We start from the raw sequence: 10,194 nt of genomic DNA, 5'->3' as shown, positions 1-10,194 counted from the left end.
CCGCAGGTTCAGTTGGTCGGCTATCCAGGTAAAAAAGGCTTCTGCTTGCTCTGTGTTGACCTGGAAGAAAGAGGTGCTGTCGATCCAGAGGGAAAAACCGGCAAATTCCTCCCGCAGAGCCCCTCGACCGGCAATGACCTCAGTCTCCGGGCCGAAGATGGCATTGGTACGAGCCGAGTTGAGATTGAGACAGACCCCCACCAGGTCGGGGTAGCGCTGCATCCAGCGTTCGGCCCAGCTTTCCAGATGGGGCAGGCGACGACTGCAACTGACCAAGGTCAGAAGCACCTCGCGGGTGCGGCGACCGATGCGCAAACCCAAGTGGCGGAGATGACCCTGGTGACGACTTTCGTCATACACACTCCAGCCCGTCTCTTGAAGATCGCGCTTGATTTCCCTCAGGAACACGTCCAGCCGCTCATCTTGCACGGGGCATTGGTTGAGGTTCACCAAGCGGTGGCTGCCCCGTTGGTAGTAGCCCATGCGCAAGGGCTGGCCCTCCGGTTTGGCCATGGGGTAGGTGACCTTGTTGCGATAGCGCAGCGGCTGCTGGGATCCCAAAATAGGGACAGGCTGCGGCAGAGTCAGACCGCCAATCCGCTCCAGTGCATCCCTGAGGATTTGCTGCTTGGTGGCCAATTGCTGGGCATAGCTGACATGTTGCCATTGGCAGCCACCACATTTGTCCGCCACAATGCAGGCTGGTCGCACCCGTTGGGGAGAGGGAGAAATCAGCGACCGAATTCGCCCGACCAAGTAGTTGCGCTTGATCTCGGTTATTTGGGCCACCACCTGATCCCCGGGCACCGCCTGGGACACAAACACCACTCGCCCTTGTCCAAGTCCTACCGTGTGGGCAATGCCATCTCCCTGGGGGGTCAGGGCCGTGACCTCCAACGCCAAGAGATCCCCAGGTTTAACGGGATCAGGAAGGCCGGAAGGGATCGGATGTTCCATTAGGCTGTTTCGCCGAAATTCGAAATAACTATAACCATAGGTCAGGTCGTGTTGGCTGGAGTCAGCATTGCCGGAAAAAGCTGTAGCAAGGCAAAAAGCATGTCAGCCGCCAACTGCTTACGGGATTGAAAACCCGATCCAATGAAGTGGTTCACTCCTTGGTCAAAGCAGATAGAGAAGGCAAAACATCTTCTCGAAAAGGAACCTCGTTTTGATTCACGTTCTCTAGCTCGGCCAACATGAGAGGGTTAACCCGGTTTAGGTAGGGCACCAAAACCTGTTGTAGCCTTCGGCTGTAGAAGCGGTGGTAGCTGTACACAGGCGTGGCCGGAAATCCCCGTCGAATCTTATGGGATCCCCCTGCGCCGGGATCAAAGTTGCGGATCCCTTCTCGGATGGCGAGGGCAATGGGCTCGTAGTAGCAAACGTTAAAGTGCAAAAACTTCACCTCCTCCCGACAACCCCAGTAGCGCCCGAAGAGGCGATCCCCCTTACGAATACAAAAAGACATCCCCACAATTTCTGCATTCCGTTCCCCGGCCACCAGCACAACTCGCTCCCGATAGTTGGGATAGAGAGACTCGAAAAAGCGGCGATTGAGATATTTGCTCCAGTTCCAAAATTGGGCGCAGGTGTTGCTGTAAAAGTCGTACATGAGAGACAACAGGCGGGGCGTGATCTCCTCTCCTGTGTAAATCTTGAGTTCTAGGCCGCTTTTTTCCATTGCAGCCCGCTCTCGCTTGATGTTGCGCCGCTGGTTGGCATTGAACTGGCTCAAAAAGTCTTCGTAAGAGCGGTAGCCGGGGTTGTGCCACTGGTAGTTGTGGGTGATCCGGGGCGTAAATCCATCCGACTCCAATTGAGTCCGCCAGTCCAGATCTACATAAAGCAAGCTAAACACCGAAATATCCTTCTCTTGGCAAAACCGGTCAATGGCTGCCAGCATCAACGACCACACCTCTGCTTCCGAATACTCGGGATGGACGAGGATGCGATAGCCCGTGGCCGGGGTGAAGGGGGCCATGCCGATTAACTTCGGGTAGTAGCGTTCCCCCAATTGGCCGGCAACTGCAGCCCATTCTTGGTCGAAGACAAACTCCCCTTGACTGTGGCTTTTCAAATACAAGGGGGCAGCAGCAACCAACTGGCCGTCCGCCTCCACCAACAGGTGACAGGGCAGCCACCCTGTCCTGCGGCTGGCACAACCTGAGCTCTCTAGGCTGTGCAACCATTCGTATTCCAAAAAAGGAGAGGTGCGCTCCGTTTGCAAGGCGTGCCAGGCCACTGCCGGGATCTCGCGAATATCGTGGCACCAGCGCCATTTCAAGCCGGTTGACATTTGCCTGCTCGGATCAGACCAACCCGCCGTGCAATTGCCTCAGCTTGGCCGGGAAAAGGCCCCCAATGCTCTTGCCGACTCAAGAGGGGATCCCCCGCCGCCAAATGCAGCACCTGGCAGGATCCCTGCGCCTGCTTGATCACGTACCACCCTGAAACGGGGTCGGAAACCACGCTGCTGCTCCTTTGCCCGTCCACAACTTCTCCGGCGGAAAACCACACTTTTGGGTTCTGGTTTGATTTTAATCGGGATCCCTGGGCTCGTAGTAACGGTTGGCCAATTCCAAAGCCATCTGAAACTTCTGCTCGCGGGTGAGATCGGCCCGTCGGGCAATGTGGGCAAAGCGGTTGATATCTGGGGGCAGGAAGTCGAAAGGACGCTGTTCCCGCACGATGTCCAAGACCAAATCGCAAAGGGCCTGCTGGTAATCGTTATAGAAGATCTCTCCCAAAGCCTTGAGCCGCCCATCGGGCACCGGATTGTTAAAGTCGATGGCCTGCAGCTCTCCCTGCTCGTCAATAAATAGCTCCACCGAGTTCATTTCATAGCCCAAAACTCGATTGATAATCCGACAGGTATTGATGACTTTCTGGCCCATTTCCGGCGTGAGAAATTCTGGATCGAACAGATACTCGCTAGCATCGAATTTACGAAAGATGTACTTAATCGGAATGATCTTTCGGCCAATGCAGAGGGCGCGAATCTGCCAAGGGTAAGGGGTTTTGACCTTCTCTTGGATCATCATCACCTGAGATCCAGAGCGGTCGTAAAAATAGAGGAGCTGCTCCATGTTGTGGGCTATTTCTACTCCAATGGCCTCTCGCCCCTCCGCCGGCTTGATCACCATTGGCCAGCCCAGGTCTTCTGCCATCCCCTGCCAATCGAAAAACTTGTGATACTTAAAATCTTCTGCTTTCAATGCAGGGGCTTCTTTAGGGGGCAGAATGTAAGTTTTGGGGATGGAGATCCCCAGCTCTTTGACCACCATGTAGGCAGCATCTTTGTTGCGCAGGTAGTAATAAAAGCTAAACGGGTTGTTGATGAGGTAAACCCCCCGAAAGGCAAAGCCCATGAACAGGCCGATGGCTTGGGGGTAAAGGTAGCTGAAACGATCCAGGATCAGGCGATACTTGGTGCGGTAATCCAGGTTCACCTCGTGAATGGTGACATGTTCGGCCCGGATCTTGTAAGTTTGGCCGTTGCGAGCTTGAACAGGGGGAAGTGCGTTGAGGCGGGCCAGAGTATCGTCCCCAAAAGGCTCGCTGAAGTGCAGGCTGCCAACCCAATAGTCTTCAATCATCAAAGCTCTCTCAAAAGCTATTCCCTGCAAGGGATCCTACGCGAAGGCGCGGATTTGCGCTTGCCAAGTGGGCCAGTCGTGATTCCCCTCCCATACCTCCAGTTGATGGGGGATGTTGTTGCGGCTAAGCACTTCTGCCAGGCGCAGATTGTCGCTGAGGCAGTGGTCGTGGCGAGCGGTGAGCAGCTTCAGCTCGGTGTTGCGCCCGCCCAAGTGATCCCAGAGTTGCCGGCTCATGTTGGACATATAGGCCAGCGGGTTGATGAAATACAGCTCCTGCTCTGCCCGTTGGGGATCCCAGCCGGTGATGGAGCCGAGAGCGGCCACATCGTAGGGCCCCCCCAGAGCCAAGCAACGGCGCACCAAGCCGGGGTGCCGACAGGTGAGGTTGACCGCATGGGTAGCCCCCAGGGAAAAACCGGCCACTACCAAAAACTCATTTTGCGCTTCCGCTTTGGCATAGGGGATCAGCTCTTCTACCCAGTGCTGCTCCAGCAACAGCCAACGATCCCGCCGTTGGGGCAAGTCCAGCTGGCGGTTGAACAAAGTCTCCCAATCTAGGGTTTCCACGCAAAAAGCCTGCAAATAGCCCTGTTCCAGATGATGGCTGAGGCTGGCGATGATGCCGCGATCTTCCAAGTCGAAAAAACGCCCGTTGCTGGTGGGCAGACAGATCAGCGGGTAGCCGTGATGCCCAAAGTGGAGCATCTCCATTTCCCGGCCCAAGATCTGAGAGGGAAAGCGCAAGTAGCGGCGAGCGTAGGCCATGAAAAACGGGGAAGGGATCCTCAAGAAATACCCAACCTTTCCGGGGGAAGCATTCTGCCCTGCCTGGTCGAGCAAGGCAAAGGGCACTCTCTGGAAAGGTCCACAAGAGCCACCAGAACAGATGGGAGCAGACCTGACCAACTGACAGGAACCTCAGGAAATTTCCGTGAACAGATCCTTGAGGGCCGTGCGGGCGGCCAAGTGCTTGCGGGTGGACTCGAGAATTTCGGCTTCCCGGCGCAGCCGCCTTTCGGTACTGACCATTTCCAGCAGAGCTTGCTGCTCTTGGGGGGCCCCATGGAAGTGGCTAGCCACCCAGTAGGACAGTTCTATGGGGGTGGTGGGGAGCTGCTCCGGCAACTGTGCATCCCGCTCCATTAGCTTGCCCGAGAGACGCACCACATCTTGAAGGAGAGTGGTAACCTGGCGCACCCAGCTCTGCAGGTCATCGGAAGGGGTGGTCGGCTCATCCTCAATCCATTCCACCAGCCCCACCCGGAAGGGTTTTTCCCGCACGTAATCCAAGACGCGGAAGCGCTGCTGCCCCAAGGTCAAAATGTCCATGCGGTCATCCGGCAATCGCTGCACCTGCAACACCTCAGCACAACAGCCCACCCGCACCGGGGATCCCGTCTGGGGATTGAACATCAGCACCCCAAAGCGGCGATCCGTCTCCAGAATGGTGTTGATCATCATGCGGTAGCGGTACTCGAAAATGTGCAGCGGCAGAGGTCGGCCCGGAAACAGCACCACCTCCGGCAAGGGAAACAGGGGTAGCTCGCGAACATCCACGGAAGAAGAAGGCATAGGGCTTGTGCTTCTCGCTGTACTGAGTCTAGCCCATCTTTATTGGCCAATCTTTATCTCTGCTAAAGGTAGGGGATTGACAGGGAGGGGATCCCTCAAGAGAAGCGGTGGTGCCAGACTGTGATGGCAATCGCCAAGGCATCGGCGGCATCATCCGGGCGGGGCAAGCTGGGCAGGTTGAGTTCCCGGGCCACGGCAGCTTGTACAGCCTGCTTGTCGGCGCGTCCGTAGCCTGTCAAACTTTGCTTGACTTGGGCGGGCGTAAACTCCACCGGCAACAGATGATGCTGGGCCAAGGTGAGCAGGATCACGCCACGGGCTTGGGCGATGGCAATGGTATTGCCCATTTTGTAGAAAAAAAGTTTTTCCAGCCCCACCTGATGCGGGCGCAGTTGGCGCAGCAACTGGCTCAAATCCTCGTGCAGCGTTTGCAGCCGCTCCGGCATCGAGTGTTGGCTGGGGGTGCTGATCACCCCATAATCCACAGGTTTCAACCCCGCAGATCCCGCCAGAATGCAACCAAAACCCATGGTTCCCAGACCTGGATCTAGGCCGAGGATGCGCTGCTCAGGTGGGGTGTCTCCTCTGTCGGCGAGGGGCGGGGGGATCTGACAAGGGCTATGGCCTGCCGGGTGACTGCGCATGATGGGGATGATCGGTGTGCAGGTAGGTCAGGCCCGAGATCAGGGTGAGAACCACCGCCACCCAAAAACAAGGGATCCCTCCCGGCCACCCCAAAATCAGCAAAGCAATGGCCAGGATTTGGGTTACCGTCTTGGCTTTGCCCCAGAAATTGGCACCGCGGATTTGGCTTTGGTTGACCCGCCAGCCGGCGATGGCCAGCTCCCGCCCCACCAGCAAAAACACGCCCCAAGCGGGGATCCGCCCCAGTTCCAGCAGGCCCAGCAGCGGCGCCAACACCAGCAGCTTATCCACCAGAGGATCCAAAAACTTGCCCATATCGGTTACCAAGCCATAACGGCGGGCCAAATGGCCATCCAGCCAATCGGTTGCTGCCGCCAACAGGAACGCCCAGAGGGCCAATCTCTCCCCCAGTGGGGATCGCAGGCTCAGGCCCAGCAAAACAAAAGGGATCCCTGCCAGCCGCAGCAGGGTGACGGCGGTGGGCAGGTTCACCCACTCCAGCTTGGCACGTTGGACGGCGCTGGGATTCTCCACCTTCGGATCTGGCCTCAAGGATCAGAACTATCAGAATTATCGGTAACGGCCCAGGCGCTCGGTGAGCAGGTGGTAAAACCCCTGGGCATCCACCCCAAAAGCCACCTGGACATTGGCAGGGCGGCCACTGGATCCCCAGCGATCCACCACCGTCCGGCCCAGATTCAAGGAGCTGGCAGTTTCCACCTCGACGTAGCAGGGCTTAAGCTCGAACAACTGCGGCTGTAACAGATAGGCAATCACACAAGGGTCGTGCAATGGCCCTCCCGGTAGCCCGTAGCGTTCTACGTCGACCTTACCGTAAAAGGTGAGCATATTGGCCACCGTCTGCCCAACGCGGGTGCCCAGGGCGCGGATGCGCTCAATCCGCTCCGGCGTGCTGAGGACCTGTTGGGTGACGTGCAAGCCCAGCATCACCACCTCCGGGATCCCGGCGCTGAGCACGATCTGGGCGGCGTGGGGATCGGTGAGGATGTTGAACTCGGCTGCCGGCGTAACATTCCCCTCAAAGGCGGATCCCCCCATAAACACCAGCCGCTGGATGCGCTCCACAATCCGGGGCTGCTGCACCAGGGCCACTGCCAAGTTGGTCATCGGGCCCAGCAAAGCCAAGGTAACCGGCTCAGGGGCAGCCATCAGCGTCTCGATGAGATAGGGCACCGCATGCTGGGATCCCAAAGGCATCTGGGGCTCCGGCAGATCCGCTCCGTCGATCCCGGTTTTGCCATGCACCTGCTCGGCGGTTTCCAGAGGGCGCAAGAGAGGTCGGGGGCAGCCGGCATACACCCCCATCTGCGGCTGACCGGCCAATTCACAGATCTGTCGAGCATTGCGGCTGGTTTTGTCCAAGGAGACATTGCCAGCCACCGTGGTAATGCCCAGCAATTGCAGCTCTTCTGGCGACGCCATAGCCAGCAGCAGAGCCACCGCATCGTCTTGGCCAGGGTCACAGTCGATGATCAGGGGCACCATAGGGATCTCGGCAGCAGCTCACTCACCCCTAGTTTAGGTTTTTATCCCGCTCTTTTCCTCTGGCCGGTGAGCGCGGATCCCGGTCAGATTTAAGATAGGAAATATATCTTCATCCTTTGTCTTGTTGCCTGACACCCATCCACTGCGCATCAACCTGTTGCTGGATTGGGAGCCGCCAGCAGGAGAGCCCCTAGCTTGCGAGGACTGGCTACCCCCTGAACGCTTTGTTGTCGAGTGTTTTCAGGATCAAGCTACCTTCCTAGAGGCTCTCAGGAGACAAGACGGCCATGTCGATTGCTTGGTGCTCCTGGTGGATCCCACTCGGCTGCAAGAGCTGCACGATCTGGGCAATCAGCTCTGCGCGTGGGGACTGCTGCTGCCGACGGTGTTGGCGATTGTGCTGGAAGAATCCCACCTGCCAAAGGAAACACCGGAGACGGAAGGAGAGATCCCTGCCACCTCATCTTTGGTGAAAGCATTGCTCAAGCGAGAGCAGTTTTTCTACCACAACGCCACCCTCGTCCGTCCCATTTCACCGCAGGAGCTGAAGGGGCAGGTGCGGGCCGACTGTACCGCTTCGGGATCCCCTTCCGTCTTGGAGCTGCTGGTGGATCGGGCCATCGCCTTGTTTCTGCAGATGTCTCCCACCTGCGGCCTCCCGCAGGGCCCAGCGCATCCCAGCAATCAGCCCTACCTGGCTTACAGCAACCAACAACAACGGCGGCTGGCGGAGAAATTGCGGGAACGGCTGGGCTACGCCGGAGTGTACTATCATCGTGACCCAGAGCTGTTTTACCGTCGCCTCCCGCCCCACGAGCAGCAAGCCCTCATGCGACGGCTGCGTAACCTTTACCAGGCAATCGTCTTGGACTATTTTCAATCTCCCGAGACCGTTAATGCCCGCATCGACGAGCTGGTGGCCTTGGCCTTTTTTGCCGATATTGGCGCTGCTCAACTGCTGGAGCTGCACATGAACTTGATGGAAGACTTTGCCAAACAATTGAAACTGGAAGGCCGCAGCGAAGAGATCCTGCTGGATTACCGCCTTACCCTGATCGATGTGATGGCCCACCTGAGCGAAATGTACCGCCGCTCCATTCCCAAAACCGCTCCAAGGGATCCTTAGATATGTCCACTCGCAAAGCCTATGTTCTCAAGCTCTACGTGGCGGGCAACACCCCCAATTCTCTGCGTGCCCTCAGCACCTTGCAAGACATCTTGGAAAAGGAGTTCCGCGGCGTGTACAGCCTGAAGGTGATCGATGTCTTGAAAAATCCGCAACTGGCAGAGGAAGATAAGATCTTGGCAACGCCGACCTTGGCCAAAATCCTGCCGCCACCGGTGCGGAAGATTATTGGCGATCTGTCCAACCGCGAGAAAGTGCTCATCGGCCTGGATCTGCTCTACGAAGAATTGGACGAAGAGGCTTGAGACAGGCTGCAGGAGCAAGGAGAGTGGGATGAACCAGTCATTGGGGCCTTCTGAGCCAGAAAAGCCACAAGATAACACCGCAGAGGACTCCACCGAACCAACCCCAGACAACCACCGAGCGGATCTCTCAGAGCTGCGAGGGATCCCCAAAAAACAGACGGGCATCGAGGGCTTTGAAGACATCAGTCACGGTGGGCTACCCCTGGGACGCACCACCTTGGTCAGCGGCACCTCCGGCACCGGCAAAACCCTGTTTGCCATGCAGTTCCTTTACAACGGCATCGTGAAGTATCAAGAGCCGGGGATCTTCGTCACCTTCGAGGAAACCCCCGCCGATATCATTCGCAATGCCTCCAGCTTTGGCTGGGATCTGCAGGCCCTCATCGACAGGGGCCAACTGTTTATCCTGGACGCTTCCCCCGATCCCGAAGGCTATGAGGTGAGCGGCAACTTTGATTTGTCGGCCCTCATCGAGCGCATCCAGTACGCCATTCGCAAATACAAAGCCAAGCGGGTCTCCATCGACTCAGTGACAGCCATCTTTCAGCAGTACGACCCTGCCGGTGTGGTGCGGCGGGAGCTGTTCCGCCTGACGGCCCGCCTCAAGCAGGCCAACGTCACCACCGTCATGACCACGGAGCGCACCGACGAGTACGGCCCCATCGCCCGCTACGGCGTAGAGGAATTCGTCTCCGATAACGTGGTGATCCTACGCAACATCCTGGAGGGAGAGAAACGGCGGCGCACCATTGAGATCTTGAAGCTGCGGGGCACCACCCACATGAAGGGGGAATATCCCTTCACCATCACCAACGACGGGATCAACATCTTCCCCTTGGGAGCCATGCAGCTGACGCAGCGCTCCTCCAACGTGCGGGTCTCCTCCGGCATCGAGAAGCTGGACGAAATGTGCGGCGGCGGTTTCTTCAAGGACTCGATTATTTTGGCCACCGGCGCCACCGGCACGGGCAAAACCTCGCTGGTGAGCAAATTCCTGGAGCGGGGCTGCCTGGATGGGGAACGCTGCATTCTCTTTGCCTACGAAGAGTCGCGGGCGCAGCTGTCCCGCAACGCCTCCTCCTGGGGCATTGACCTGGAAGAGTTCGAGCGGCAGGGCCTCCTCAAGATCATCTGCGCCTACCCAGAATCTGCCGGCCTGGAAGACCACCTGCAGAAGATCAAAACCGAGATGATGGCCTTCAAGCCCTCCCGCATGGCCATCGACTCCCTGTCAGCCCTGGCGCGGGGAGTGAGCCAAAATGCCTTCCGCCAGTTTGTAATCGGGGTAACTGGCCTGGCCAAGCAGGAGGAGATCACCGGCTTTTTCACCAACACCACCGACCAATTCATGGGATCCCATTCCATCACCGAATCCCACATCTCCACCATCACCGACACGATCATCCTGCTGCAATACGTGGAGATCCGCGGAGAAATGGCC

General features: G+C 57.7%; 12 protein-coding genes. 3 read left to right on the top strand and 9 right to left on the bottom strand.

All coding sequences use genetic code 11. From position 1 onward, the window contains the following. The 9 genes from rlmD to NW837_RS03420 form a co-directional block, all read right to left on the bottom strand. Positions 1-957, bottom strand: a 957-nt coding sequence (gene rlmD, locus NW837_RS03460) for a 23S rRNA (uracil(1939)-C(5))-methyltransferase RlmD (protein WP_414329286.1), incomplete at its 3' end; no start/stop codon positions are given. A 151-nt stretch (positions 958-1,108) separates the two neighbouring features. Then, positions 1,109-2,296, bottom strand: coding sequence for a GNAT family N-acetyltransferase (locus NW837_RS03455; RefSeq protein ID WP_414329285.1), 1,188 nt, complete (start codon positions 2,294-2,296; stop codon positions 1,109-1,111). After that, the gene (locus NW837_RS03450) at positions 2,281-2,469 is read right to left on the bottom strand and encodes a hypothetical protein (RefSeq protein ID WP_414329284.1); all 189 of its coding nucleotides are present in this window, start codon (positions 2,467-2,469) and stop codon (positions 2,281-2,283) included. Before NW837_RS03450 ends, NW837_RS03455 begins: the two co-directional genes overlap by 16 nt. A 68-nt stretch (positions 2,470-2,537) precedes the next feature. Further along, a complete protein-coding gene (locus tag NW837_RS03445) occupies positions 2,538-3,596 on the bottom strand; it encodes an ATP-grasp domain-containing protein (RefSeq protein ID WP_414329283.1) in 1,059 nt (352 codons plus the stop codon). Between the two features lie 36 nt (positions 3,597-3,632). After that, complete coding sequence (locus NW837_RS03440) at positions 3,633-4,451, bottom strand: alpha/beta hydrolase-fold protein (RefSeq protein WP_414329282.1); 819 nt, start codon at positions 4,449-4,451, stop codon at positions 3,633-3,635. Positions 4,452-4,517: 66 nt separating this feature from the next. Then, entirely contained in the window at positions 4,518-5,171 is a 654-nt protein-coding gene (locus tag NW837_RS03435; RefSeq protein WP_011432147.1) for an LON peptidase substrate-binding domain-containing protein, read from the bottom strand. A gap of 95 nt (positions 5,172-5,266) precedes the next feature. Continuing rightward, positions 5,267-5,779 carry a crossover junction endodeoxyribonuclease RuvC gene (gene ruvC, locus NW837_RS03430; RefSeq protein ID WP_414329288.1) on the bottom strand — a complete coding sequence of 171 codons (513 nt, stop codon included), beginning with the start codon at positions 5,777-5,779 and terminating at the stop codon, positions 5,267-5,269. Positions 5,780-5,789: 10 nt separating this feature from the next. Beyond that, a complete protein-coding gene (gene pgsA, locus NW837_RS03425; RefSeq protein ID WP_414329287.1) occupies positions 5,790-6,308 on the bottom strand; it encodes a CDP-diacylglycerol--glycerol-3-phosphate 3-phosphatidyltransferase in 519 nt (172 codons plus the stop codon). Positions 6,309-6,386: 78 nt separating this feature from the next. Next, complete coding sequence (locus NW837_RS03420) at positions 6,387-7,322, bottom strand: nucleoside hydrolase (protein ID WP_414329281.1); 936 nt, start codon at positions 7,320-7,322, stop codon at positions 6,387-6,389. Between the two features lie 121 nt (positions 7,323-7,443). Between NW837_RS03420 and NW837_RS03415 the strand changes: the two genes are divergently transcribed. From NW837_RS03415 to kaiC, 3 genes are all read left to right on the top strand, one after another. Continuing rightward, complete coding sequence (locus tag NW837_RS03415; protein ID WP_414329280.1) at positions 7,444-8,448, top strand: circadian clock protein KaiA; 1,005 nt, start codon at positions 7,444-7,446, stop codon at positions 8,446-8,448. 2 nt (positions 8,449-8,450) lie between these two features. Next, complete coding sequence (gene kaiB, locus NW837_RS03410; RefSeq protein ID WP_011430723.1) at positions 8,451-8,753, top strand: circadian clock protein KaiB; 303 nt, start codon at positions 8,451-8,453, stop codon at positions 8,751-8,753. Between the two features lie 28 nt (positions 8,754-8,781). Beyond that, a partial coding sequence (gene kaiC / locus NW837_RS03405; RefSeq protein ID WP_414329279.1) for a circadian clock protein KaiC occupies positions 8,782-10,194 on the top strand: 1,413 nt, incomplete at its 3' end.

Origin of the sequence: Synechococcus sp. R6-10, from assembly GCF_047461815.1 — a bacterium.
GTDB lineage: Bacteria > Cyanobacteriota > Cyanobacteriia > Thermostichales > Thermostichaceae > Thermostichus.
This window is presented reverse-complemented; position numbering and strand designations above follow the sequence as displayed.